The organism is Streptomyces sp. NPDC091377, from assembly GCF_044757045.1.
Taxonomy (GTDB): Bacteria; Actinomycetota; Actinomycetes; order Streptomycetales; family Streptomycetaceae; genus Streptomyces.
Map to the genome: position 1 here is coordinate 345,107 of NZ_JBIVUE010000003.1, position 24,246 is coordinate 369,352.

Consider the following 24,246-nt stretch of genomic DNA (forward strand, 5'->3'; position numbering starts at 1 on the left):
GTGGCGCCATGAGCGCCCGTCTGCGCGAGATCGCCCGGCAGACGGAGCGGATCGTCGCCGAGGGCGGATACCGCACGGCGAGCGACCGGTTCGTCACCCTGGCCGCACAGATCGGGACAGCCGCCGACGGCACCCGCGTCCATGGCCCCGACCCGGTCGACGTGCCGCCCGCGCCCGCCGTCACCACCTCCGTCAGCGTCACCGGCGAGAGCAGCCTCACCGCCGCCCGCCGCCTGGGCACCGGTACGGCCGTGCTGAACTTCGCCTCCGCCCGCAACCCCGGCGGCGGCTACCTCAACGGCGCCCAGGCCCAGGAAGAGGCCGTGTGCCGGGCCTCGGCCCTCTACACCTGTCTGCTGCGGGCCCCGGACTTCTACGCCCACCACCGCACCCACCGCGACCCGTTCTACACGGACCGCGTGATCCACTCCCCGTCCGTCCCCGTCTTCCGCGACGAGGCCGCCCGGCTGCTGGACGCGCCGTTCACCGTGGGATTCCTGACCGCCGCCGCCCCCAACGCGGGCGTCATCCGCCGGCAGACGCCGGAGCGGGCGGACGAGATCCCCGCCGCCCTGGCCGCCCGCGCCGCCCGGGTCCTGGAGACGGCCGCGTCGTACGGCTACCGCAGACTGGTCCTGGGCGCCTGGGGCTGCGGGGTGTTCCAGAACGACCCGGCGGCGGTCGCGGGGGCCTTCCGGGACCTGCTGACCGACGGCCCGGGCGCGGGCCGCTTCGAGGAGGTCGTCTTCGCCGTCCTGGACCGCACCCAGGACCGGACGACCCTTGACGCCTTCCGACGGACATTCGAGTGAACGTGCCCGGGGTCGGCCGTCCCGCCACCGCCCCGCACCGCACGTGTCACCGCGCTCCTCACGTCCACCCGTACCGCTCGTGAAGCCTGCGCCGCACCCGGTCGAACCGCGTCCGGTCCAGCGCGCAGGCTTCCCGTCGCATCCCCTCGTCATGGATCCGCAGCACCCGGTCCACATCCACCCATGACTCCCGCCCCGACCGGTCCCACGGCCCGCTCCCGATCGGCACCCAGTCCCGCTCACGGTCGTGCCGCTTGCTGGACAGCGGCACGGCGAGCAGGGTGCCCCGGGTCTCACGGGCGACCACCAGCACCGGCCGGTCCTTGCCCCGCCCGTCGTTCTCCTCGTACGGCACCCAGGTCCACACGATCTCCCCGGGATCCGGGTCGCCGTCGTGCGCGGGCGCGTACTCGGTCCGCACCCGGCCGACCTCGCGCGGATCGGCCTCGGTGGTCGCGGAGGGGCCCTGACGGCCGGGAGCGTTCTCGTCGGTGTACGCGGTCACGGGGGCACCTTACGGGGTGCCCCCGCGGGTAGATGGGGGCGCCCCCGCGGGTGTACGGGGGCGTCCTCGCGGGTTCACGGGGGCGGCCCGCCGGTGTACGGGGGTGTTTCCTTCCGGCCGCCGAGGATCACCCGTCGCCGAGGATCACCCGTCGTCGGGGATCACCCGTCGTCGGGGATCACCCTTCGTCGAGGGAGACCTTCTCGCCGAGCGTCACCGCCGGCGAAGTGCCGTTCAGGGGCTGCCCGTTGTGCGCCGGGGCCGTCGCCCCGCCCGGGTTCACGGTGGTCAGCAGCTGACGGGCCAGCCCCAGCCCCGTACCGCCCATGGTGAGCGCCTTCGCGAACAGTTCGCCCATCCCGTCGGCCCCGTTGAGCAGCACCATGTTGTCGACATTGCCGAAAGCCGACGCCCCCGCCTCCACGATCTCCGGCCACTTCTCGGCGAGTTGCTGGGCGACCACGGCCTCCTGGTTCTCGGCCAGCGCGGCGGCCCGCGCCTTGATCGCCTCGGCCTCCGCGAGCCCCTTGGCCCGCATGGCCTCGGCTTCCGCGAGCCCCTTGGCCTGCGCGGCGGCGGCCTCGGCCTCACCGGTGGCCCGGGTCTCCTTCGCCCGCGCCTCCGCGACCGAGATCATGGCGTCCCGCTCGGCCTCGGCGAGGGTGCGCTGCTCGTACGCCCGCGCGTCGGCGGGCTTGCGCACATCCGCCTGGAGTTGCTGCTCACGCCGCTTGGCCTCCAGTTCGGCCACCCGGGTCTCCTGGACCACGACTTCCTGACGTGCGCCGGCCTCCGCGAGCGGGCCCGCCTGCCGGGCGGTCGCCGCGGCCGTGTCCTGCTCGGCCTGGTACCCGGCCTTGAGGATCTCGCTGTCCCGGGTGGCCTGCGCCATCCGCGCGAACGCCGCCTGCTCGGCCTCGGTCGCCAGCCGGTCCGCCTCCGCCTGCGCGATCCGGGCGTCGCGCTGCACGGCCGCGGTGTGCGGCGCGGACAGGTTCTTGATGTACCCCGTCGGGTCCTCGATCTCATGGATCTGGAGGGAGTCCACGATCAGGCCCAGCTTCTCCATCTCCGTGCCACAGGCCGCACGGGCCTGACCGGTCAGCTTCTCCCGGTCGCGGATCATGTCCTCGACCGTCAGCCCGCCCACGATGGCCCGCAGATGACCCGCGAACACCGTGTGCACCCGCTCCGCCATGAGCTTCTGCTGGTCCAGGAAACGGCGGGCCGCGTTGGCGATCGACACGAAGTCGTCACCGACCTTGAAGATGACCACCCCGCGCACCTTCAGCGGAATGCCCTGGTGTGTCACGCAGTCCACATGCAGTTCGGTCTGGTTGAGGTCCAGGGAGAGTTTGCGCACCGCTTGCACCCCGGGCAGCACCAGCGTGCCCCGCCCGGTGACGATCCGGAAGCCCATGCCTTCCTCCAGGCCCTCCACCGAGTGTTTGGAGCCGGAGATGATGAGCGCCTCGTTGGGTTCGGCGACCCGCCACATGAGTTTGAAGACGATGACGAGCAGGAGCACGGCGGCGAACGCCACTCCCACCAGCAAGCCGACAGACATCGGCACAGCACCCCCCTGGGGCCGGGTGCCCTGGGTCGGGGCACCGGATGCAACGGAGTGTGGGCGCGGTCAACGCGGCCTGTACAGGCGGAGGTTGAGGCTGTTGCCGGTTCGGGACACCGCTGTGAAGGGTTCGGTGCGAGGACACCTCCCCGCGCCGTGGCGGTCAGCCTCCGTACGCCGCCGAGACATACACCGTCCGGGGCGGCTGGTACTCCATCACCATCACCACCGTGCCGCGCTCGATGCGCTCCGTCCCCGACGCGGAGTAGGCCAGGAAGTGCTCGGCCCCGCCGCGCACCCGGAGGATCACCTCGCCGACGAGGCCGGGACCCACCGTGCCGCTGACCCGTCCCATGAGCCCGACCATCGACGTATCGTCCATGGTCACAGCCTAAGGGGCGAACATCGCTACGGGGCCGGGGAATCCGAGGTGATCCGGTCCCCGGGCCACCGCTCGTGCCAGCGCAGTTCCGCCTCCAGCTGCGCGGCCAGCGCCACCAGCAGCGGCTCGCTGCCGGCCGGGCCCAGCAACTGCGCCCCGACCGGCAGCCCACCGGCCACGGAACCGGCCGGGACGTTCACCCCGGGCCAGCCCAGCACGTTCCACGGCCACGCGTAGGGGCAGGCGGCGATCATCGAGCGGTCCGTGGCCAGTCCGCTCAGCGCGTGCAGCGCCCCGATCCGGGGCGGGGGAGCGGCGGTGGTGGGCGCGAGGACCACGTCGTACGTGTGGAAGAACGCGCCGACCCGACGGCGTAGCCCCGCCTCCGCGCGCCGCGCCGCCCGCAGCGGCGGCCCGGCCAGGAGCCGGCCGAGCCGGGCGGCCCCGTGGGTGCGCGGGTCGAGCAGATCGGGGAAGGGGACCTCGCGGACCCGCTCGGCGACCCCGACGGTCGCGCGCGGCACGAAGGTCAGCCCGATGGCCCCGTACGGCGGATCCGCCTCCTCCACCCGGTGCCCCCATCCGGCCAGCCGCTCGGCGAGTTCGACCACCCGGGCCCGGATCTCGCCGTGCAGCCGCGTCGGGACGGCGGTGAACGGCGGCTTCAGCGAGAGCGCGATCCGCAGCCGGCCGGGGTCGCGGCCGACCGCGTCCAGGGCCCGCACCGGGGCGGGCCGGTGGGGGTCGTGCGCGTGGTTGCCGCCGGCCGCGTCCAGCAGCAGGGCCGCGTCCGCGACCGTACGGGCGAGCGGGCCGTTGACGGTGATGCCCTGGAACGACTCGCCGTGCGGCCAGGTGGAGATCCGGCCGCGCTGCGGCTTGATGCCGACGAGGCCGGTCCAGGCGGCGGGGATACGGACGGACCCGGCGCCGTCGGAGCCCAGCGCGGCCGGGACCAGCCCGGCGGCGACGGCCGCCGCCGAACCGCCCGACGATCCGCCCGGGGTGTGACCGTGGTGCCAGGGATTGCGGGTGGCGCCGAACGCCGGCCCCTCGGTGAACGGCCATTGACCCAGTTCACAGGTGTTGGTCTTGCCGACGATCACCGCGCCCGACGCCCGGAGCCGGCGCACCGCCTCGCCGTCCTCGGCGGCCGGTGGGAACGTCCCGGGGCAGCCGAAGGCGGTGGGTTCGCCCGCCACGTCCATGTCGTCCTTCACGGCGACGGGCACGCCGAGCAGCGGACGGCGGACCCCGGCGGCCAACTCCCGGTCGGCCGCGTCCGCCTCGGCGAGCGCCGCCTCGCCCCGCACGATCCGGAAGGCGTTCAGCGTGCCCTGCGTCGCCTCGATCCGCGCCAGCGCCCGCTCGACCAGCGCCCGGGACGTCACCTCCCCCTCGGCGAGCGCGCGGGCGGTCTCGACGAGGCCGGGGATGCGGTCGTGCCGGGGCGTGGAGGGCGTGGAGGGCGTCGAAGGGTGGGATGTCATGCGGGGCACCTCCGGAGGCGGGGAAGGTTGCCTACCGAACGGTAACGTCAGAAGGGGCGCACCGGAACGGCTGTCGCCCCCGTCTTCGGCGGCCGGGGTGTTCCGGGAACCAGCGGTGACGGGGGACGCGCGGGAAGGGCCGGAACCTGTCGGCTCCGGCCCTTCGGGTGTGCGGGTGCGTGCGTGGGTGTGCGGGTGCCCGGCTGCTCGGGTGCCCGGGGTGCCCGGCTGCCCGGGTGGGCGGGGGTCAGGCGGGGGCGGGGCTCACACCCCGGCGGTCGCGCCCACGTGGCCGTGCAGCCGCTCCAGGACCTGGGTCACCTGGGCGACCACCTCCGCGTCGTCGCCGGGGTGCAGTTCGGCGAAGCGGGTGACCGAGCCGGGGATGGAGAGCTTGATGTCGTCCAGCACTCGCCCACCGGCGATGCTCACGGCCTTGCGGGCCTCGTCCTGCGCCCATACGCCGCCGTACTGGCCGAACGCGGTGCCGAGCACGGCGACCGGCTTGTCCGTGACGGCACCGGCGCCGAACGGCCGCGACATCCAGTCGATGGCGTTCTTGAGCACGGCCGGGATGGTGCCGTTGTACTCCGGGGTGAAGAAGAGCAGGGCGTCCGAGGCGGCGGCGGCCCGCCGCAGGTCGACGGCGGGAGCCGGGACGGCGCCCTCCACGTCGAGGTCCTCGTTGTAGAAGGGGATCTCGGCGAGGCCCTCGTACAGGCGGATGTCGGCGCCGGCCGGGGCGAGCTTCACCGCGGTCTCGGCGAGCTGCCGGTTGTGGGAGCCGGCGCGGAGGCTGCCGACGAGCGCGAGGATCTGAACGGACATGGGAACTCCTGGGGGAATGCGGGGAACGACAGGGGGGACAGTGCGGGGAAAAGCGGACGGAAGTGGAGAGAAGTGAAGAAAAGCGAAGCAAGGCAGGGTGAAGCGGTGAACAGCGGAGGGAACCGCTGCTGTCAGGTATCCGGACCGGGGTCCGGTTGATGTTCTAGCACCCTAACCGGACCGGGGTCCAGTTTCATTCCCCATGCTTTACGCTGACGTCATGTCCGCCACCCTGCCGCCCCTCGGGTCGACCACGGAGAACGCCGACGACGCCGAACTCCTCCAGCTCGGGACCGCCGCCGACGAACCCTGTCTGCGCGCGGACGCGGCCCGTAACCGGGCCAGGCTCCTGGAGGCCGCCGCCCTGCTGGTGGCGGAGCACGGCGCCGCCGGAGTCACGATGGAGGCGGTCGCGGCGGCGGCCTCGGTCGGCAAAGGCACCGTCTTCCGCCGCTTCGGCGACCGCACGGGCCTGCTGAACGCGCTCCTCGACCACTCCGAGCGGAAGTTCCAGGCGGCGTTCCTCGGCGGCCCTCCGCCGCTCGGCCCCGGCGCCCCGCCCGAGGAGCGGTTGCGCGCGTTCGGGATCGCCATGCTGCGCCGCACCTCGGACGAGCTGGAACTCCAGCTCGCCGCCGAACCCGCCCCCGACCGCCGCTACGCCGTACCGGCCCGCAGGCTGCTGCACGGCCATGTCGCCATCCTGCTGCGCGAGGCCGTCCCCGGTGCCGACGTCGACCTCCTCGCCCATGTGCTGATGGCCCAGCTCGCCCCCAGCCTGGTCCACCACCTCACCCGTCGGTCGGGGATGCCGCTGGAGCGGCTGGAGGCGGCGTGGTGCGATCTGGTGACGCGCGTGATCCACGCCGACGTGTCCTGACGGTCGTCAGCGATCCGGCTCATTTGTCATGTCCCCACAGTCGGGGGCATGCGCGTGCCACCCGGCTACGACGTGCGGGTGACCCTCTCGCCGAGCGGATGGGCCCGCTCCTCGCGGATGGCTGAAATGAGCGCATCCGGTGAAGCGCGGGTTACGAACTCGAAAAGTCCAAGGGAAAACAACCCGATCCCGCGCGAAACCCGGCCCGCGCTCTCTGCCAAACTGCCGTACGTCATGGTGCAGATACCGAACAACCCCGCGCCTCGCTCCGTGCCCACGAGCGCCGATGTGGCGCGCCTCGCCGGAGTCTCGCGCGCCACCGTCTCGTACGTACTCAACAACACCAGCGCCGTCCGGATCAGCGAACCCACCCGCCGCCGGGTCCACGAGGCCGCCAAGGAACTCGGCTACGTACCGCACGCGGCGGCCCGCAGTCTGCGCGCCGGGCACAGCCGGATCGTGCTGATGCCCTCGCCCACCTTCCCGGTCGGCCCGCTCTACGGACAGTTCCTCGACGACCTGCAAGGGGCCGTCGGCCGCCTCGACTACACCGTCGTCCAGTACGGCACCCTCGGCCTCACCGGCGACGACGCGGCCCGCGCCTGGGCCGAACTGCGGCCGGTGGCCGTGCTGGTGCCCGGAACGGGCCTCGGCCCGGAAGGCGTCGCGATCCTGAAACGGGCCGGAGCCCGTGCCGTGGTCACCATCGGAGCCGAATCCGTCGAAGGCGCCCACGCGCTCCTCATGGACCACGACGAGGTGGGCCACGCCGCCGGCACCCACCTCCTCGCGCGCGGCCGGCGCCGGATCGGGGTCGTCGTACCGGAAGAACCCGGTCTCGAACCCTTCTCCGGCCCCCGACTCGACGGAGTGCGCCGCGCCTTGCACGGCACGGACGCCGAGGTCCACACCCTGCCCCTCGCCTACGAGGAGGACGCCGCCGCCGGCCTCGCCGCCCGCTGGCGCGGGCTCGGCCTCGACGCCGTGTTCGCCTACAACGACGAGTACGCGATGCTCCTGATGCGCGCCCTCCAGGACGAGGGCGTCCGCGTCCCCGAGGACACCGCCCTCATCGGGGCGGACGATCTGATGCTGGGACGGCTGCTACGACCCCGCCTCAGCACGGTCCACATCAAACTCCCGTCCGGCCGGGGCCTCGCCGAACTCGTGGACCGCGCGGTGCGCGACCCCGGGGCGGCGCCGGAGACCCATCGAGTGCTGGGAGCCACGGTGGTGCACCGCGAGTCCAGCTGACCCTCCGACACCCCCTCGGCACGGCGACCTCGTGGCCGGGCGGCCAGGACTCAACGGCGTCGGCTCAGCGGCGTCAACTCAGCGGCCTCGGCTGCGCGGCCTCGGCTCTTGGGCCCCGGCCGCTGTCCGACTGCCCGTCCCTGTTCGTCGCCCCTGCTCGTCGTCCCCGTCCGTCCCTGGCCGTCCCTGGCTGTCGTCCCTGTCCGTCACTGCCCGTTCTGCTGGGCCTTCGCCTGCTCCGCCTCGACGGCCTTGCGGACCTCGGCCATGTCCAGGTTCCGGGCCTGGCCGATGACGTCCTTCAGAGCGGCCTCCGGGAGCGCGCCCGGCTGGGCGAACACCGCGACCTGGTCACGCACGATCATCAGCGTCGGGATCGACCGGATCTCGAAGGCCGCCGCCAGCTCGGGCTGCGCCTCGGTGTCCACCTTGCCGAACACCAGGTCGGGGTTGTCCTCCGCGGCCCTCTCGTACACCGGCGCGAACTGGCGGCACGGGCCGCACCACGACGCCCAGAAGTCGATCAGAACGAAGTCGTTCTCCTTGACCGTCTGGTCGAAGTTCTCCTTGGTCAGTTCGACAGTGCTGCTCATGACCTGAATCCCTGCTTCCTCATATCGGGGAAAACGTCCGGGGAACACCGCTGAACCTCTGGCTATTCCATCGGCTCTCCCCTGCGCGCGCGTACCCGTGTGGCCACGGCGCACACCACCCACCAAACTGGCCTCATGACGGAAACGGATCCCAAGATGTACGACGTCGTGGTGCTCGGAGCCGGACCCGTGGGGGAGAACGTCGCCGACCGCACCCGCGCGGCCGGACTCTCCACGGCGATCGTGGAGAGCGAACTCGTCGGCGGCGAGTGCTCGTACTGGGCCTGTATGCCCAGCAAGGCCCTGCTGCGCCCGGCCATCGCCCGCGCCGACGCCCGCCGGGTGCCCGGCCTGCGCCACCTTGTGCAGGGCGACCTCGACGCCCCCGCCGTGCTCGCGCACCGCGACGACTACACCTCGCACTGGAAGGACGACGGCCAGGTCGGCTGGCTGGAAGGCATCGGTGCCGATCTCTACCGCGGCCAGGGCCGACTGGCCGGTCCCCGCCGGGTGACCGTCACGGGCCCCGACAGCGAGGTGACCACCCTGGCCGCCCGGCACGCGGTCGCCGTCGCCACCGGCACCCGCGCCCTGCTGCCCCCGCTGCCCGGCATCGCCGACATCCGGCCCTGGACCAGCCGGGAGGCCACCAGCGCCCAGTCCGTGCCGGGCCGGCTCGTGGTGGTGGGCGGCGGGGTCGTCGCCACCGAGATGGCCACCGCCTGGCGGGCCCTCGGCTCCCGGGTCACCGTCCTGGTGCGCGGCAAGGGGCTGCTGCCCCGCATGGAGCCGTTCGCCGGTGAGCTGATCGCCGAGGCGCTCACCGAGGCGGGGGTGGACCTGCGCACCGGGACCTCCGTCACCGCCGTGGCCCGGGTGGACGGCACCGTCGTCGTGGACACCGACCGCGGCGACCGTATCGAGGCCGACGAGATCCTCTTCGCCACCGGACGCGCCCCGCACACCGACGACATCGGTCTCGACACGGTCGGCCTGACCCCCGGCTCCTGGCTCTCCGTGGACGACAGCCTGCGCGTCACCGGCACCGACTGGCTCTACGGGGTCGGCGATGTGAACCACCGCGCGCTCCTCACCCACCAGGGCAAGTACCAGGCCCGGATCGCGGGCGCCGCCATCGCCGCGCGCGCCCAGGGCGTGCCGATCCTGGAGACCGACCGCTGGGGCGCGCACGCCGCGACCGCCGACCACGCCGCCGTCCCCCAGGTCGTCTTCACCGACCCGGAGGCCGCCGCCGTCGGACTCTCCTTCGCCGAGGCCGAGGAGACGGGCCGTCAGGTCCGCGCCGTGGACGTCGAGTTCGCGTCCGTGGCCGGAGCGGGCCTGTACGCCGACGGCTACCGGGGCCACGCCCGCATGGTGGTCGACCTGGACCGCCAGATCCTCCTCGGCGTCACCTTCGTCGGCCCCGGCGTCGGCGAACTCATCCACTCGGCGACCGTCGCCGTCGCCGCCGAGGTCCCGATCGACCGCCTCTGGCACGCCGTCCCGTCCTACCCGACGGTCAGCGAGGTCTGGCTACGCCTGCTGGAGGCGTACAGGCAGGGGTGACACGATGAACGTCCGGCTCGGCTGCGTCGGCGTGCGTCGCTACAGGGAGAAGGCCGTCGCCCGTACGCGGAGGACCGGGCTTCGCTGCTGGGGAAGTCGGCGATCCTCCGGCCACCGAGGCCGTTTGCCCAGTGTGATCGACAGCGCCGGTGTCAGCCGCGCCTCGGGCCGTCTGTAGCCGTTTTACGGACAGACATGAAGCGGGAAAACTCTGGGGGCCGACCAGTCGCAATCTGCCCAGGCGGGCCCGGTAGCTGCTTTCGGGTTTTCCGGAACACCGTGCAATTTCGGTGTTCCGGAAAACCCGGTAGCACAGGAGGGCGGATGTGCTCGCGGAGCAGGGAAAGCGTGATGCGAACGGAGTAAGTGCAGATCACAGGGTATGGGCTGTCAGGTATCCGACATGATTAAGTTCTTCGAGTGCGGCACGTTCCCTGCCCGGATGGCCGTGATGGCCCCCCCGCGCTTGGGCTGGGTCCATGGGCAGATCCGTTGAATCAAGGCGAAAAGTAGCCAAAGTGATTTCGCGAGATCCCGTGGGATGCTCTAAAACTGGGTCGGTGGCATAGCCAAATGGGACCGGATGCGGGGTGATACACCTGGATAACCCCCGCGGAAGCGGGGACAACGCGCTCCTCTGAAACCGGGCTCGCCTGGGCAGTGGGCCACCCCCGCGGAGGCGGGGCAAGAGAAGGGTTTACTTCGCCGCGTGAACTCGGGACAGGTGCCCCGCTTGAGTGGTGGGAAACCACCTCCCGCGATCTCGTGGCTCGGAAAAGCATCAGGTAATTCGTCGCGTATGGCAAGTTCAAAGGTCATCGCCGCTTTGCTGGATCGGCCGCCAGGGTTCGGACGGCGACGATACCGGCAATCGGTCGATCGGTCGGCAGTTGCAGACTCTCTTCGGTGATTCTCCGCCCGTGAGAGCAGTAGTCCAGTCATGGCGACCCTCTCCATGTGAGCGGCCCTCGCCGCCAGACTTGAGTCCTGAAGGGCCTCTCATCGTGGATAACCTCAGCCTTGCTTCCTTTTCGCTGAGTCGAACCGGCGATTCCGTCCCGAAGGCCCGCGGTAGGGTGCGTGATCTGGCCACGAACGGGATTGTCGATCTGGACGAGGAAACTCTTTCCGACCTTGCATCGGTCACCTCCGAGTTGGTGACCAACGCGGTGGCGCATGGTGCCGGGGAGATGGTCACGATTGACATGGACGTGGTTCCCGGCCCGAGGAGGATTCGCGTCAAGGTGCATGACGAGTCCACCGCGCTCCCGGCCCGGCGTGTGGCCGGACCGGAGGATGAGTCCGGACGCGGCATGGCCGTGGTTGCGTCCCTGTCCGTTGCTCGCGGGGTCGAGCCCCATGAGCGAGGCAAGTGGGTCTGGGTTGAACTGGCCCTGCCTGAACAGCTGGTGACCGGCCGCACGGCGACTACCTCGCCGTTGCTCGATGGGGCCGAATGCCGTGTGCCTCGGGGGCCCGAGGGGACCCGGGCGGCCCTGCCCAGGCCCAGGGCTTGGCCGCCCGGGTGGGTTGTGTCCCTACGGCGCTGGCTGGAGGCGTACCGGGGCTGATGGCCCCGGCGGCTGACATGTCGTACGGCTGATGGCGTACCCCCGTCGGCGGTGTCCGGTTCGGCGGGCGGTGCTCATTCCGGGAGGGTGAAGCCCAGTTCCCGGGCGGCCAGGTGCGGCGTCGGCTGGGACCAGCGTTCCGCCATCGCCTCGTTGGACGACAGGGAGCGCGACTCGGCGCGGTCGAGGTAGAGCATGCCGTCGAGGTGATCCGTCTCGTGCTGGACGATCCGCGCGGGCCAGCCACGGAACACCTCGTCCACGGCCCGCCCGTGTTCGTCCTGCGCCGTCAGCCGCACCTCGGCGTGGCGTGCCACCACCGCCTGCCAGCCGGGCACGCTCAGACACCCCTCGAAGAACGCCGCCCCCGCCGGACCCACCCCGTCGTACGACGGATTCACCAGCACCCGGAACGGCTGCGGCACCCGCCCCCGCGCCACCGCCACCTCCTCCGGCACCGGCGCGGGGTCCTCGATCACTGCGATCCGCAACGCCACACCGACCTGCGGCGCGGCGAGCCCCACCCCGGGCGCGGCCCGCATGGTGACGCGCAGCGCGTCGACGAACCGGTACAGCAGGGCCGGCCCCAGTTCACCGTCGTACGGCCGGGTGGGGCGACGCAGCACCGGATCGCCCGCCGCGACGATCGGCAACGGGCCACCGGCGGCGAGGAGTTCCTCGACCCGCTCGGCGATCGGCAGGTGTTCGGGGGAGACGGAAGGCACCATTCAGCCAGCATGACAGAACCCGGGGCTGTGACGGGGGTCACTCAAATCCCCGGGAACCGGAGCGGACATCGGGCCGACCACTGCACCGACCCTCAGCGTCCCTTCCGCCCGATCCCCGAGGACCCCCATGACCACCGCTCCGCCGACCCGCACGGACGAGGCGCCCTCCCCAGCGCCCTCGACCACGCCTCCCGGCGTCTGGACGCCGCTGCGGCCCCTCGTCCTGCGCCTGCACTTCTACGCGGGCCTGCTCGTCGCGCCGTTCCTGCTCGTGGCCGCCCTCACGGGCTTTCTGTACGCCGGCTCGATCCAGGCCGAGAAGTTCGTCTACGCCGATGAGATGACCGTCCCGGTCGGCGACACCAAGCTGCCGATCTCCCAACAGGTCGCCGCCGCCCGAGAGGCGTACCCCGAAGGGGGTATCAGCGCCGTACGTCCGTCCCCCGAGGCCGACGCGACCACCCGGGTGCTGCTCTCCGGGGTCGAGGGCGTCGACCCGGCCCGCAGCCTCGCCGTCTTCGTGGACCCGTACACCGCCGAAGTGCGCGGCGCGCTGGAACAGTACGGCTCCAGCGGAGCGCTGCCGCTGCGGACCTGGATCGACGAGTTCCACCGCGATCTGCACCTCGGCGACACCGGGCGGCTCTACAGCGAACTCGCCGCGAGCTGGCTCTGGGTGATCGCCCTCGGCGGAGTCGCGCTGTGGTTCTCGCGCCGCCGCGCCCTGCGCAAGGTGCGCGGCACCCGCGGGCGCCGCCGCGTCCTCGGCCTCCACGGCACGGTCGGCGTCTGGGCCGCGGCCGGTTTCGTCTTCCTCTCCGCGACCGGACTGACCTGGTCGCAGTACGCCGGCGCCAACATCGACCAGCTGCGCACCTCGCTGGGCCAGGCCACGCCCTCGGTCTCCGCGGCGGGCGGCGGTGACCACGGCGGCCACGGCGCCGCCGCGGGCGGCGACGCCGACCACGGGGTCGGTTTGGACAAGGTGCTCTCCGCCGCCCGCTCCGAGGGCCTCGGCGACCCGGTCGAGATCGTGCCGCCCGCCGATCCCTCCTCCGCCTATGTCGTCAAGCAGATCCAGCGGAGCTGGCCGGAGAAACAGGACTCGGTGGCGATCGACCCGGGCACCGGTCAGGTCATCGACGTCCTGCGCTTCTCCGACTACCCGCCGCTGGCCAAACTGACCCGCTGGGGCATCGACTTCCACACCGGAACCCTCTTCGGCCTGGCCAACCAGATCGTGCTCATGCTGCTCGCGCTCAGCCTGGTCCTCCTGATCGTGCTCGGCTACCGCATGTGGTGGCAGCGCGGACAGGGCTCCGCCTTCGGCCGCCCGATCCCACGCGGCGCCTGGGCCCAGGTCCCGCCGTACCTCCTCGTCCCTCTGATGGCCGCCGTGGCCGCCCTCGGCTACTACGTGCCGCTGCTCGGCATACCGCTGGCCGCGTTCATCGCCGTGGACATCGTTCTGGGCGCGATCGCGCACCGGCGGGAACGGCGGACGTCAGGCGCACAGGCGTCGTAGCGGGCGTAGGAAGACGCGCCGCCGGTACCGGCCTCGGCGCCGCCGGCACGGCGACGGGCCCGGCTCCTCCCGGTGGGGGAGGGGCCGGGCCCGTCCTGTGCGTGGGCGCCTGGCTGTGCCCAGGTCAGCGCTCCGTGAACTCGCCCGAGAGCGCGGAGGCCAGCCGCAGATGCGGCTCCGCCTCGTCGGCGCGGCCCTGACGCTCCAGCACACGGCCCAGCATCAGCCGGGCGTAGTGCTCGACCGGGTCGCGCTCCACGATCACCCGCAGCTCGTCCTCGGCGCGCCGCAGCTGGGCGGAGTGGTAGTAGGCACGGGCCAGCAGCAGCCGGGGCCCGGTCTGCTCGGGCACCTCCTCGACCAGCTTGCCGAGAACGCGCGCCGAGCCGGCGTAGTCCTTGGCGTCGAAGTACTTCAGGGCGCGCTCCCAGCGCTCCGCCGGAGTACCACGGTCGTAGTACGTGGTCGTCGTGTCCACTGGTGACCTCCTTCGCTGTCCTCCACAACCGACGAAGGTTGGTTGAATATTCCACGACCCCGGAGGTGCTGCTCGGCGGCCCCGGAAGGGCCCTACGCTTCGCTCCGCTTCTCCAGGCGACTGCCGCGCGGGAAGGTGATGGACATGATGTCGCTGGGGCCGTCCAGGGTGATGCGGTGCCATCGCCCGCGCGGGACGATGACCGCCGTTCCCGCCGCGAGCTTGACCTCCTCCTCCCGCCCGTCCGGCCGCTCCGGGCGGAAGCGGACCCGTATCCCGCCGCTGAGGCAGGACACGACCTCGTCCGCGGCGGAGTGGACCTCCCAGTGGTCGGCGTGGACGTCGGCGTCGGTCTCCCCATGGAAGGTCATCACCTGCCAACCGGCCCACTCGGGGTCGAATACGGGTTGCTCGGCACGCACCTGGCCGGTGCGGTCCAGGCGGACGAAGGAGGCGAAAAGATCGATCGGGGCAACGGTCATGCCGGCACATCCATTCTGCGGTCGTCTCCACGGTTGTCCTCACGGACGCCTCAGCGGTTCGTCTCAGCGGTTCGTCTCCGCGGTCTGCGTCAGCGGTACGTCTCCGCGGTCTGCGTCAGCGGTACGTCTCCGCGGTGTGCGTCAGCGGTACGTCTCCGCGGTGTGCGTCAGCGGTACGTCTCCGCGGTTTGCGTCAGAGAGGTGCATCAGCGAGGTGCGTCAGCGGTGTGCGGCTTGTCCCCGGGGTCGGGACAGGGCGTGGCGCAGGGCCGCGCAGAGTTCGGCCAACTGCCGCTGCGACACGTCCGCGGACGGGACCGCCAGCGATCCGTGGAAGGTGCCCGGCCACTGGTGCAGCTCGACCGGGACGCCCGCCTGCAGCAGCCGTAGCGCATAGGTGATGCCTTCGTCGCGGAGCGGGTCCGCCTCCGCGGTGCCCACATAGGCGGCGGGGAGCCCGGACAGGTCCTCGGCCCGGGCCGGGGCCGCGTACGGTGTGGCGGGTCGGGAGCCGAGGTAGTGCCGCCACACCGCCGTGATGATGTCCCGATCGAACAGCGGCGTATCCGTGAAGTTCCGCTGTGACCAGGTCTCCTGGCGGTCGTCGAGCAGAGGCTGATGGAGCAGCTGGAAGCGGATCGCGGGCCCCCGCTGATCACGCGCCCGCAACGCCACCCCGGCCGCGAGCCCCGCGCCGGCGCTGTGTCCTCCGACGGCGATCTCGTCCGGGTCGACGCCCAGCTCGGCGGCGTGTTCGGCCGCCCAGGTCAGTACGGCGTACGTGTCGTCCAGGGCGGCCGGGAACCGGTGCTCGGGAGACCGGCGGTAACCCACCGAGATCACCACCGTGTCGGCACCGGCCGCGATCCGGGCGGCGAAGTGCTGATCGGAGTCCAGATCCCCCATCACCCATCCGCCGCCGTGCAGCCAGACGACGGCGCCCCGCGCCCCGCTCGGACGGTAGATCCGCACCGGCACGTCGGGGTCGGCGGGCACGGTGCGGTCTTCGATCTCCATGCCGGTCGTGTCAGGCGCGGGCGCCGCGGCGGCACGCTCGGCGTAGTTCTCGCGGTCAGCGACCGGATCGGTCAGGTCCGCTTTCACCAGCAGGGGGACGAACGCTTCGAGTTCGGGATCCATGACGACCATCCTCACCGTCGACCCCCGTGGGTTCATCCGCCGATCGTCGCGTATGCGGATCGCATCACGCGGAGAACGGCGCACGGGGCGCCCCCATCCTTGCGCCATGGAGGCCCTCGCCGAACGGCTGTCGCACCTGGACCCGCACGCCCAAGGCGCGCTGCGCGTCATCGCGTTCTACGACACGTTGATCTGCAGGAGGGTCGACCTCCCGGCCCTCGCCCGGGCCTCGGCGGGCCTCGCCGCCTGTGTGGTCGGGATCCGGCTGCACGGCACGGGGCGGGTGATCCGCACCGCGCCCGACGGCAGGCAGGCGTCCGCACCGCCGCACCCCGCCTCCGCCGCAGCGCCGGTCACCCTCGACGCGGAGGAGATCGGCACGGTGTGGCTGGAGCGCCCCGGCCCGCCCTCTCCGCTGGACGCGGTGCTCCTGGACCGGCTCGCCATCGCTGCCGCCGCGGTCGTGGAACGGTACGGCCCGGCGCGCACCACCATGGCCGACCCCGCTCTGGTCGAGTCGGCGATCAGTGCCGACAGCGACGAGGCGGCCCGGAACCGGGCCTACGGCTCCTGGGGTTCGCGGCCGACCTGCCGGTCCGCGCCGTCGCCGTACGCTCCCCGCTTCCGCTCGACCGGGTCGCCGCCCTGATCTGCCCGGCCCGCGCGGTCAAGGCGGCACCGCTCGCCGACGTGGGCGTCATCCTGGCGACCACCGTGGACCAGACCCGGATCCCGGCCGGGGTACGCGCGGGCATCGGCGCCCCCGAAAGCCCCGAGCGGTCCTGGCGGCAAGCCCGGACCGCTCTCCGCTTCACCACCCCGCACCGCCCGACCGTCCCCTACGCCGAACTGGGGGCGTGGGCGCTGCTCGCGCAGGTTCCGCAAGACAGCGCGCGCGACAACGCCGACGTGGCCGCGATCGCCCGCCTCGCCGCAAGTTCGCCGGAGCTGGATCTGGAGACGCTGGACGCCTACTGCGCCACCGGCTCCCTGCGCGGCGCCGCCGACCTCCTCCACCTGCACCACAGCAGCGTCGCCCGCCGCCTCGAACGGATCGGCAAGGCCCTGGACATCGAACTCACCGCGCCCACGGGCCTGATGCGAGCGGGGCTCGCCCTCACCGCGTGGCGGCTGCTCGACGGCTGAGGGGCCTCGTCATGCCCCCTTGCGCGCGGCCAGTTCGGCGTTGGCCCGCTCGGTGACCAGGGCGAGGACCCGGCCCGCGGTGGCCAGGTCGGCGGCGGGGATCCCGGCGTAGATCCGGGCCGAGATCACCCCGGTCTCGGCGCTGGTGTCCGCGTACAGCTTCCGTCCGGCGTCGGTGATCCGCACACGCGTGCCCTCGGTCGCGATCAGTCCCTTGCCGATCAGCGCGTCGACGGTGGCGACCGCGTCCGCCTCGGCCGTCTTGAGCGTGTCTACGACCTCGGCGACGAGGCTGTCCCGCTCGACCGGCCCGTCCGCCACCGCGGTCAGGCGCAGTGTCACCGACTCCTGGAAGCCGGCCCCGTACCCGGCGAGCACGCTCTCGGCGACGGCCCGACCGGCGTAGTGGGCGAGACCTATGACCCGTCCGTCGACCACGGGACCCGCGGCGGCGGGCGGGTCGGCGGCGGTGTCAGGGGTGTTGGGGGAGGCGCTGACGGTCACGGCTGCTCCTGATGGTCGGTCAAGGCTTCGACGGGTCGAGGGAGGGATCGAGTGGTGTGTCGAGCAGGGCCGTGAGATCCCGCATGAAGTCCTGGGTGCGGTCGCTGTCGAGCCCGCCGAGCGGTTCCAGCAATTGCCGCAGCAGTCCTTGTACGACGGTGATCGCCTGCCGGGTGACCTCGCTGCCCCGATCCGTCAGGGCCAGTCGGACGGCGCGCGGGTCCTTCGGGTCGCGGGTGCGTTCGAGGAGTCCGGCGGACTCCAGGGCGCGGGCCAGCTTCGACACGTAGAGCGGTTCGAGGCCGGTGTGGTCGGCGAGTTGCCGCTGGCTGGGGCGGTGGCCGGAGCGCTGGATGCCGTGGAGCGAGGCGACCAGGGAGTACTGGGCGTGAGTGAGGCCCAGCGGGGCCACCGCGCGATCGACGGCGACCCGCCATTTCATGGAGAGCCGCCAGACCAGGAAGCCCGGGGTGGCGCGCTCGGAAGTCGAACCCATGACAGATAATGTACATGGCTACTATATGCGCGGCTAGTATGTACTTGGCTACTATCTACATGGCTAGTACTTTCCGGCATGGGCGTACCGACGGAATGACGTGACGTCGTCCATCGCACTAGGTTGTCCGCTATGAGCAATCTTGATCGCGAGCCGGTACCCGCCGTGTGCGGAGGCCGTGGCTTCGTCGTCGCGGAGCCGGTGCGTGAACTGTTGAGTCCTCGCCGGGTGCGGCTCGGTGAGTCCACCGAGGTCCGCCGGCTGCTGCCCAACCTGGGGCGGCGCATGGTCGGGGCGTGGTGCTTCGTCGATCACTACGGCCCGGACGACATCGCGGACGAGCCCGGGATGCAGGTGCCGCCGCACCCGCACATGGGTCTGCAGACGGTGAGCTGGCTGCACGAGGGCGAGGTGCTGCACCGGGACTCGACCGGCAGCCTCCAGACCATCCGCCCGCGTGAGCTGGGGCTCATGACCTCGGGCCGGGCGATCAGTCACTCGGAGGAGAGCCCGAGGTCGCACGCCCGCTTCCTGCACGGCGCTCAGCTGTGGGTCGCCCTGCCGGACGGCCACCGGCACACCGACCCGCACTTCGAGCACCACCCGGATCTGCCGCTCGTCACCGCGCCCGGTCTGAAGGCCACCCTCATCCTGGGCGACCTCGACGGCACGACCTCGCCCGGCACCACGTACACCCCGCTCGTGGGCGCGGACCTCGCCCTCGCGCGCGGCGCGGACGTACGGCTGCCGCTGGAACCGGACTTCGAGTACGCCGTCCTCGCCATGTCCGGAGAGGCCCACGTGGACGGCGTCCCCGTCCTGCCCGGCTCGATGCTCTACCTCGGCTGCGGGCGCACCGAACTCCCGCTGCGGGCCGAGTCGGACGCGGCCCTGATGCTTCTGGGCGGCGAGCCGTTCGACGAGGAACTGGTCATGTTCTGGAACTGGATCGGCCGCTCCCAGGAGGAGATCGAGCAGGCGCGACGGGACTGGATGGAAGGCACGCGCTTCGGTGAGGTGAAGGGCTACGACGGAGACCCGCTACCGGCTCCGGCGCTGCCGCCGGGCCAGTTGAAGCCCCGGGGAAGGGTGCGCTGACGAGCGGGACTGGTCGAGCTGTGGGTGGGTGGCGAAGCGGCGCCACTGCTTCAGCCCGCTGAAGCACCGTTCCACCACGTGGCGGCGTTTGTAGGTGTTGCGATCGAAGGCGGGCGGGCGTCCGCCCTGGCTTCCGCTGCCGCCTCTCCGGAGGAGAAGGGACGAGGAGCGGGCCGGTGGCCGGGGGCCGTGGCGCTCCGTGTCGTTGTCCCCCGGGTCGTAGACGTGGTCCGCGAGGACGGCATCGGGTCGTGTCCTCGGCCTTCCCGGTCCGCTTCGCGGAACACGGATGACGGTCATGATGGTCTCGAAGGCCGAGGCGTCGCCCGTCTGGCCTGCGGTTCCGCGGAGCGCCAGGGGGCGTGCACGGCCGTCGTCGGCGAGGTGGACGGACGGTGGAGTCCCCATCTGATCAACTGACCGGCCGAGGCTTGCGGTCTCAGGCGGTTTCCTCATGGCCGAGGGGCCGGGTGGGTTCGCCGACTGCGGCGCACAGTGCGCTGAGTCCAGTGGCAAGGGCGTGCTGAGCGTCGGGTGACATGCGGCTCATGGCCTGCTGGAGGGCCTGTTCCCGGCGGTGCCTGATCGTGTTCAGGTGAGCGATGCCGGTGTCGGTGAGTTCCAGCTGCATTTCGCGGCGGTCCTGGGGGCGCGGGGTCCGGCGCAGGAATCCGGCGGCCTGAAGACGGTCGCAGAGGCGAGTGACGGACGGTGCGGCTGCGGAAAGACGACGGCCCAGGGCACTCGCATTGATGCCGGGTTCGCGTTCGACGATGTACATCACACGGGTCTGGGCGGCGGAGAGCGGCGCGGTGCCGAGGGCGCCGCGGCCACGCTCCCAGGCGATCTCCAGGAGTTCCAGGAGCTGGCCGACCTCGGGCACGGCACGGGAATCGTGCTGGTGCACAGGGGTGGGGGTCTCGTGCATGTGACACTCCCGTGTGGGCCTTGTGCCCGTTCCGGCTGGTCGATGTGGACAGTCGCACAGATGACGATATGTGAAGGAAAGAAGGACCGGTACCGGTGGACAGACCCAGTGCGGTCGAGCGCTCTCTGCGCGAGGCCGCGCCCCATGAGATCTTCGACGTGATCCGCTCCCTGATCGAGCGCCGCCATCATGCCCGTGCGGTGGAACTCTTGATGGCCGACTATGCCACGACCACGCTGCAGCCTGTCGGGGTCCTGCCGCGCGCCCGGCCCCCGCTGTGGGTGCACGACAGCGCACCGGGCCGCGCGTTCGGCGCCCAGGAGGCGTACTGCGTCTACGACGGCCCGGGCGCCACGGTCACGGCGCACCTGCCGGTCAGTGTACGGGGGGACCGGCTGGGAGTCCTGAGCGTCACCTTGGAAGCCGGGGAGAAGGGACTGGCCGCGGACGTGCTGGAGGAACTGCAGCAATGTGCGGACGCGCTGGCGCACGAGGTGGTGGTCGCGGAGCGGGACACCGACCTGTTCCTGAAGGCGCGCCGTGCGGAACGGCTGACACTGGCCGCCGAGATGCAGTGGCAGCTGCTGCCCGGCCGTTCCTGTGCCAGGCCGGAGTACAGCCTCGGCGCCCAGTTGGAGCCCGCGTACGCCGTTTTCGGCGACAGCTTCGACTGGTCGTCCTCAGCCGATGACCTGTACCTGACCGTCAACAACGGCATGGGCGAAGGCATTGACGCCGCCCTGCTGACCAACCTCACGATCAACGCCCTGCGCAACGCCCGCCGCGCCGGGCTGAACCTGAGCGATCAGGCGTATCTGGCCGATCAGGCCGTCTACGGGCAGCACCAGGGAAGCCGCTATCTGTCGGCGCTACTGCTCCGGTTTCACCTTCCGACCGGGGACGTGGAGATCATCGACGCAGGCTCACCGCGCATCTGGCGGATGCGCGGGGGAGCGGTCGAGGCGATCGGGCTGGAGGCGCAGATGCCCCTGGGTATGTTCCAGGACACCACCTACGTTTCTCAGCATTTCGAGGTCGAACCGGGCGACCGCCTGCTTTTCATCAGCGACGGCGTCTACGACGCGCTCTCACCGAGCGGTGAGAAGTACAGCTTCCGTGCGCTGGCTGCTTCGATCAGCGCCACGCGCTTGCTGCCCGCCTCACAGGTGCCCAGAGCGATGCTGCGGGAGCTGCTCGGACACCGCGGCCCGGGCCCGGCGGTGGACGACGCGCTGGTGATGTGTCTGGACTGGCACGGACGTCCCGATCCGGACCGGGACACCGGTCCACCAACACCGGCGGTATGACCTTTCCGTGAAGGCTGTGGACGTTCGCCGCGGGAGGTGCGTGTGGTGTGCCTTCCCAGGTGGGCGGTGGGTGGGGGTGGCTTGCCATCGAGGACACGCCTGAGCGATGCTTGCCTTCGGTGAAGTAATTTCTTCCAGTGGGAAGGTGGTGCGGTTCGCCTCGGGCGGGCCCTCTTCATGGCCTCTTCCGAGGTGGTCTCCGTCACGGGACCCGAGCAAGGCTCCACGTCCGGCCTATGGGCTTCGGCCCCCTGCCCCGCGATCGTGGCCGACGCCGTCGGCACCGTCCTGGAGGTGAATCCCGCCGCCGCTCTCCTCCTGGCCGGCGCGGCCCCCGGGGCGAGCATGTCGGATGCAGTACCGGGATGGCTGGCCCGGGCCCACCGGGAGACGACCGTAGGCGTGGGGCCGGCCGCCCGGGACGGCCGGCACACTGAGGATCTCCTCCCCTCGGTGGCCGGCCGGATCGCCACCCACAGCTACGAGGCGTATCCCACCCTGCGCCAGGACGGAAGTGTGGTGTGGTGGCTGGTCGACGACACCGACCGGCGGATCGCCGAAGAGGCACTCGCCACCGAGCGTGAACGCACCAGGTTCCTCGCGGAGGCGTCAAACGTCCTGCTCGCCTCGCTGAACACCGACAGATGCATGGCCGCCACCGCTCGGCTCGCCGCCGAACACCTCGCCGATGTGGCGGTCGTCGTCGCCCCTCCGTCCGGCGGCAAGCTGTCTCTCGCGCTCAGCATCGAGGGCCAGGACGTCACCCGCGCTCTGATCGCGGCCGATCCGTCCCAGCTCCCGGGTCTCAGCGAGGCGCTGCAGGGCTTCCCACCCGTGCCCTCACGATGGATCGACCCCGCGACCCTGCCCGACTGGATCGTCCCTGAAGGCTTCGCCGGAACGATCCAGTCCGTCGTCGTGACCCCCCTGCCCGGCCACGGCGTGCCCGCCGGAGCACTGATCCTGCTGCGCACCATCGACCACGCGGAGTTCCGCGAGAACGAAGAGGTCTTCGCCCGGCTGTTCGCCGCCAGAGCCGGCGCCGCCCTGTCCGCCTCCCGCCTCTACAGCGAGCAGAGCGCCATCACCCGAACCCTCATGCGCGACCTGCTCCCGCCTCGGCTCCAGCGGCTCAACGGCGTGGACATCGCCGGCGGCTACCGGGCCGCCGGAGTTAACGAACGAGTCGGCGGCGACTTCTACGATGCCCACCCCGGCAGCAGCGCGGACGACGAGTCACTGGTGGTCCTCGGCGACGTGTGCGGCAAGGGCCTGGACGCAGCCGTCCTGACCGGCAAGATCCGCAACACCCTCCAGGCGCTGATGCCGATGGCCGACGACCACGAACGCATGCTGCAACTCCTCAACGGAGCCCTTCTGACCTCCCACCACACCCGGTTCGCCACACTGGTGATGGCCTCGGTCCAGCGCACCGAGAACCAGGTGCGGCTGCGCCTCACCTCGGCCGGCCACCCCGCCCCCCTGGTGGTCCGCATGGACGGCAGCGTCGAGGAGATCCCCACCCACGGCACTCTCATCGGAGCGCTCCCGGCCATCGAGGTCACCTCGATCGAGACGGTTCTGCAACCGGGCGAGACGTGCGTGCTCTACACCGACGGATTCACCGAGGCCCGCGGCGGCCCGGTCGGCGACGAACTCTTCGGCGACGAACGCTTGAAACGAGCCCTGTCGGAGTGCGCCGGCATGCCTGGGGAAGCCGTCGTGGAACGGATACAGATGCTCGCCTCGCAGTGGGTGCGCGGCGGCGGACACGACGACATGGCGGCCATCGCGATCAGCGCCCCCCTCACGACCCACCTGAGTGCGGTGAACGGCCATACTCGGGGCAGATACACAGCGTGAAAGGTAACAACCCCAACGGCGCTGAAGGCACGGAGGTTCTCCGGGACCGGCTGTGGGCGGCGGTGACCAGCCGTGATGAACACCGTGCCACCGACATCGTCCTCACTGCCCTGGAAGACGGCATGGACGCGGAGACCCTGCTGCTCGATCTCCTCGGCAGAGTGCAGGCGAAGGTCGGCGTCGAGTGGGCGGCCAACCGGCTCAGCGTCGCTCAGGAGCATGCCGCCAGCGCGATCACCGAGCGCGTCATCGCCTCCCTCGCTCACCACCCGGCGGTCCGTACCCCGCCCGCGCTGGGCCGCGTCACCGTGGCCTGCGTGAACCAGGAATGGCATGTCCTGCCGGCCCGCCTCCTCGCCGAAGTCCTCACCCTGCGCGGCTGGCGGGTCGACTTCCTGGGCGCCCAGGTGCCCACGCCCCACCTCATCGCCCACCTCCATCACCACGGCGCGGACGCCGTCGCGCTCTCCTCCTCCCTGCCCACCCGGCTTCCCGACGCCCACGCCGCGATCAGCGCCTGCCAGGCCATCGGAATCCCCGTCCTCGTCGGTGGAGCGGCCTTCGGACCCGACGGCCGCTACGCCCGCATGCTCGGAGCCAACGCCTGGGCCCCGGACGCGCGGGCCGCAGCGCAGCAACTCGCCGACGGCATCCCCCAGCCCAGCCTCGCCACCGGGCGGCAACAGATCGACGACCTGCCCCATCTCGCCGACCAGGAGTACACCCTCGTCGCCCGCGCCCAGGGCCAGCTCGTCAAACAGGTCCTCACCCAGCTCGAAGCCGGCTTCCCCGCAGTGGCCGCCTACACAGCTCCACAGCGCGAACGCACCGCCGAGGACATCGGACACATCGTCGACTTCCTGGCCGCGGCCCTCTACACCAACGACGACGACCTGTTCACCACGTTCATCACATGGACCGCCGGCATCCTCACCGCACGCCACGTCCCCGCCCGGTCCCTGCATTCCGCCCTGACCATCCTCGCCACCGAACTCAAGGACTTTCCCCGATCCACCCGACTGCTCGACCGGGCGCGGTCCGCCTTGAACAGCGCACCCCCGTCAGTCGGAACACCCACCGGAGCCACCGCATGACCC

Annotated in this window: 25 protein-coding genes; 12 read left to right on the top strand and 13 right to left on the bottom strand. The window is 71.6% G+C overall.

From position 1 onward, the window contains the following. Nucleotides 1-8 precede the first annotated feature (8 nt). Nucleotides 9-812 (top strand): TIGR02452 family protein, encoded by an 804-nt coding sequence (locus tag ACIQNG_RS09245; protein ID WP_401483504.1) that lies wholly within the window; start codon nucleotides 9-11, stop codon nucleotides 810-812. Nucleotides 813-870: 58 nt separating this feature from the next. Here ACIQNG_RS09245 and ACIQNG_RS09250 read toward each other — a convergent pair whose 3' ends face one another. The 5 genes from ACIQNG_RS09250 to ACIQNG_RS09270 form a co-directional block, all read right to left on the bottom strand. Beyond that, nucleotides 871-1,317 carry a type II toxin-antitoxin system PemK/MazF family toxin gene (locus ACIQNG_RS09250; RefSeq protein ID WP_401431480.1) on the bottom strand — a complete coding sequence of 149 codons (447 nt, stop codon included), beginning with the start codon at nucleotides 1,315-1,317 and terminating at the stop codon, nucleotides 871-873. A gap of 178 nt (nucleotides 1,318-1,495) precedes the next feature. Beyond that, nucleotides 1,496-2,884, bottom strand: coding sequence for a flotillin family protein (locus ACIQNG_RS09255; RefSeq protein ID WP_401483506.1), 1,389 nt, complete (start codon nucleotides 2,882-2,884; stop codon nucleotides 1,496-1,498). Between the two features lie 166 nt (nucleotides 2,885-3,050). Beyond that, nucleotides 3,051-3,269: a hypothetical protein gene (locus ACIQNG_RS09260; RefSeq protein ID WP_401431485.1), complete on the bottom strand. Its 219-nt coding sequence runs from the start codon at nucleotides 3,267-3,269 to the stop codon at nucleotides 3,051-3,053. 26 nt (nucleotides 3,270-3,295) lie between these two features. Then, nucleotides 3,296-4,759 carry an amidase gene (locus ACIQNG_RS09265; protein WP_401483508.1) on the bottom strand — a complete coding sequence of 488 codons (1,464 nt, stop codon included), beginning with the start codon at nucleotides 4,757-4,759 and terminating at the stop codon, nucleotides 3,296-3,298. A gap of 264 nt (nucleotides 4,760-5,023) precedes the next feature. After that, the gene (locus ACIQNG_RS09270; RefSeq protein ID WP_401483510.1) at nucleotides 5,024-5,587 is read right to left on the bottom strand and encodes an NADPH-dependent FMN reductase; all 564 of its coding nucleotides are present in this window, start codon (nucleotides 5,585-5,587) and stop codon (nucleotides 5,024-5,026) included. A gap of 220 nt (nucleotides 5,588-5,807) precedes the next feature. Between ACIQNG_RS09270 and ACIQNG_RS09275 the strand changes: the two genes are divergently transcribed. After that, nucleotides 5,808-6,467, top strand: a complete 660-nt coding sequence (locus ACIQNG_RS09275; RefSeq protein WP_401483512.1) for a TetR/AcrR family transcriptional regulator — start codon at nucleotides 5,808-5,810, stop codon at nucleotides 6,465-6,467. Between the two features lie 234 nt (nucleotides 6,468-6,701). Beyond that, nucleotides 6,702-7,721, top strand: coding sequence for a LacI family DNA-binding transcriptional regulator (locus ACIQNG_RS09280; RefSeq protein ID WP_401431496.1), 1,020 nt, complete (start codon nucleotides 6,702-6,704; stop codon nucleotides 7,719-7,721). A gap of 206 nt (nucleotides 7,722-7,927) precedes the next feature. Here ACIQNG_RS09280 and trxA read toward each other — a convergent pair whose 3' ends face one another. Beyond that, entirely contained in the window at nucleotides 7,928-8,314 is a 387-nt protein-coding gene (trxA, locus tag ACIQNG_RS09285; RefSeq protein WP_401431498.1) for a thioredoxin, read from the bottom strand. A gap of 135 nt (nucleotides 8,315-8,449) precedes the next feature. Here trxA and ACIQNG_RS09290 point away from each other — a divergent pair, with 135 nt between their 5' ends. Together ACIQNG_RS09290 and ACIQNG_RS09295 are read left to right on the top strand one after the other, a co-directional pair. After that, the gene (locus ACIQNG_RS09290; protein ID WP_401483515.1) at nucleotides 8,450-9,883 is read left to right on the top strand and encodes a dihydrolipoyl dehydrogenase family protein; all 1,434 of its coding nucleotides are present in this window, start codon (nucleotides 8,450-8,452) and stop codon (nucleotides 9,881-9,883) included. A gap of 1,004 nt (nucleotides 9,884-10,887) precedes the next feature. Beyond that, nucleotides 10,888-11,454 carry an ATP-binding protein gene (locus tag ACIQNG_RS09295; protein ID WP_401483517.1) on the top strand — a complete coding sequence of 189 codons (567 nt, stop codon included), beginning with the start codon at nucleotides 10,888-10,890 and terminating at the stop codon, nucleotides 11,452-11,454. 74 nt (nucleotides 11,455-11,528) lie between these two features. Here the strand turns inward: ACIQNG_RS09295 and ACIQNG_RS09300 are convergent, their stop codons facing one another. Continuing rightward, nucleotides 11,529-12,182 (bottom strand): peptide deformylase, encoded by a 654-nt coding sequence (locus tag ACIQNG_RS09300; protein WP_401483520.1) that lies wholly within the window; start codon nucleotides 12,180-12,182, stop codon nucleotides 11,529-11,531. 127 nt (nucleotides 12,183-12,309) lie between these two features. On the opposite strand from ACIQNG_RS09300, the gene ACIQNG_RS09305 reads away from it, so the two are divergent. After that, nucleotides 12,310-13,707: a PepSY-associated TM helix domain-containing protein gene (locus ACIQNG_RS09305; RefSeq protein ID WP_401483522.1), complete on the top strand. Its 1,398-nt coding sequence runs from the start codon at nucleotides 12,310-12,312 to the stop codon at nucleotides 13,705-13,707. A 124-nt stretch (nucleotides 13,708-13,831) separates the two neighbouring features. Here the strand turns inward: ACIQNG_RS09305 and ACIQNG_RS09310 are convergent, their stop codons facing one another. From ACIQNG_RS09310 to ACIQNG_RS09320, 3 genes are all read right to left on the bottom strand, one after another. Further along, the gene (locus tag ACIQNG_RS09310) at nucleotides 13,832-14,185 is read right to left on the bottom strand and encodes a tetratricopeptide repeat protein (protein ID WP_401483525.1); all 354 of its coding nucleotides are present in this window, start codon (nucleotides 14,183-14,185) and stop codon (nucleotides 13,832-13,834) included. 92 nt (nucleotides 14,186-14,277) lie between these two features. Beyond that, nucleotides 14,278-14,667: a cupin domain-containing protein gene (locus ACIQNG_RS09315; RefSeq protein WP_401483527.1), complete on the bottom strand. Its 390-nt coding sequence runs from the start codon at nucleotides 14,665-14,667 to the stop codon at nucleotides 14,278-14,280. Between the two features lie 219 nt (nucleotides 14,668-14,886). Then, entirely contained in the window at nucleotides 14,887-15,807 is a 921-nt protein-coding gene (locus ACIQNG_RS09320) for an alpha/beta hydrolase (protein ID WP_401483529.1), read from the bottom strand. A gap of 106 nt (nucleotides 15,808-15,913) precedes the next feature. Here ACIQNG_RS09320 and ACIQNG_RS09325 point away from each other — a divergent pair, with 106 nt between their 5' ends. Together ACIQNG_RS09325 and ACIQNG_RS09330 are read left to right on the top strand one after the other, a co-directional pair. Continuing rightward, a complete protein-coding gene (locus ACIQNG_RS09325) occupies nucleotides 15,914-16,456 on the top strand; it encodes a hypothetical protein (protein WP_401483531.1) in 543 nt (180 codons plus the stop codon). Between the two features lie 41 nt (nucleotides 16,457-16,497). Then, complete coding sequence (locus ACIQNG_RS09330) at nucleotides 16,498-16,953, top strand: helix-turn-helix domain-containing protein (RefSeq protein WP_401483533.1); 456 nt, start codon at nucleotides 16,498-16,500, stop codon at nucleotides 16,951-16,953. 9 nt (nucleotides 16,954-16,962) lie between these two features. Here ACIQNG_RS09330 and ACIQNG_RS09335 read toward each other — a convergent pair whose 3' ends face one another. Both ACIQNG_RS09335 and ACIQNG_RS09340 read right to left on the bottom strand, forming a co-directional pair. Next, a complete protein-coding gene (locus ACIQNG_RS09335; protein ID WP_401483535.1) occupies nucleotides 16,963-17,457 on the bottom strand; it encodes a MarR family transcriptional regulator in 495 nt (164 codons plus the stop codon). Nucleotides 17,458-17,476: 19 nt separating this feature from the next. Beyond that, entirely contained in the window at nucleotides 17,477-17,953 is a 477-nt protein-coding gene (locus ACIQNG_RS09340; RefSeq protein WP_401431521.1) for a MarR family winged helix-turn-helix transcriptional regulator, read from the bottom strand. A 132-nt stretch (nucleotides 17,954-18,085) separates the two neighbouring features. Between ACIQNG_RS09340 and ACIQNG_RS09345 the strand changes: the two genes are divergently transcribed. After that, the gene (locus ACIQNG_RS09345) at nucleotides 18,086-19,051 is read left to right on the top strand and encodes a pirin family protein (RefSeq protein WP_401483537.1); all 966 of its coding nucleotides are present in this window, start codon (nucleotides 18,086-18,088) and stop codon (nucleotides 19,049-19,051) included. A 439-nt stretch (nucleotides 19,052-19,490) separates the two neighbouring features. Here ACIQNG_RS09345 and ACIQNG_RS09350 read toward each other — a convergent pair whose 3' ends face one another. Beyond that, complete coding sequence (locus tag ACIQNG_RS09350; RefSeq protein WP_401483539.1) at nucleotides 19,491-19,979, bottom strand: MarR family winged helix-turn-helix transcriptional regulator; 489 nt, start codon at nucleotides 19,977-19,979, stop codon at nucleotides 19,491-19,493. A 95-nt stretch (nucleotides 19,980-20,074) separates the two neighbouring features. Between ACIQNG_RS09350 and ACIQNG_RS09355 the strand changes: the two genes are divergently transcribed. The 3 genes from ACIQNG_RS09355 (at nucleotide 20,075) to ACIQNG_RS09365 (ending at nucleotide 24,243) form a co-directional block, all read left to right on the top strand. Beyond that, entirely contained in the window at nucleotides 20,075-21,286 is a 1,212-nt protein-coding gene (locus ACIQNG_RS09355; RefSeq protein ID WP_401483541.1) for a PP2C family protein-serine/threonine phosphatase, read from the top strand. Between the two features lie 177 nt (nucleotides 21,287-21,463). Beyond that, nucleotides 21,464-23,149: a PP2C family protein-serine/threonine phosphatase gene (locus tag ACIQNG_RS09360; RefSeq protein ID WP_401483543.1), complete on the top strand. Its 1,686-nt coding sequence runs from the start codon at nucleotides 21,464-21,466 to the stop codon at nucleotides 23,147-23,149. Continuing rightward, entirely contained in the window at nucleotides 23,146-24,243 is a 1,098-nt protein-coding gene (locus ACIQNG_RS09365) for a B12-binding domain-containing protein (RefSeq protein WP_401483545.1), read from the top strand. Before ACIQNG_RS09360 ends, ACIQNG_RS09365 begins: the two co-directional genes overlap by 4 nt. The last annotated feature ends 3 nt before the right edge of the window (nucleotides 24,244-24,246 follow it).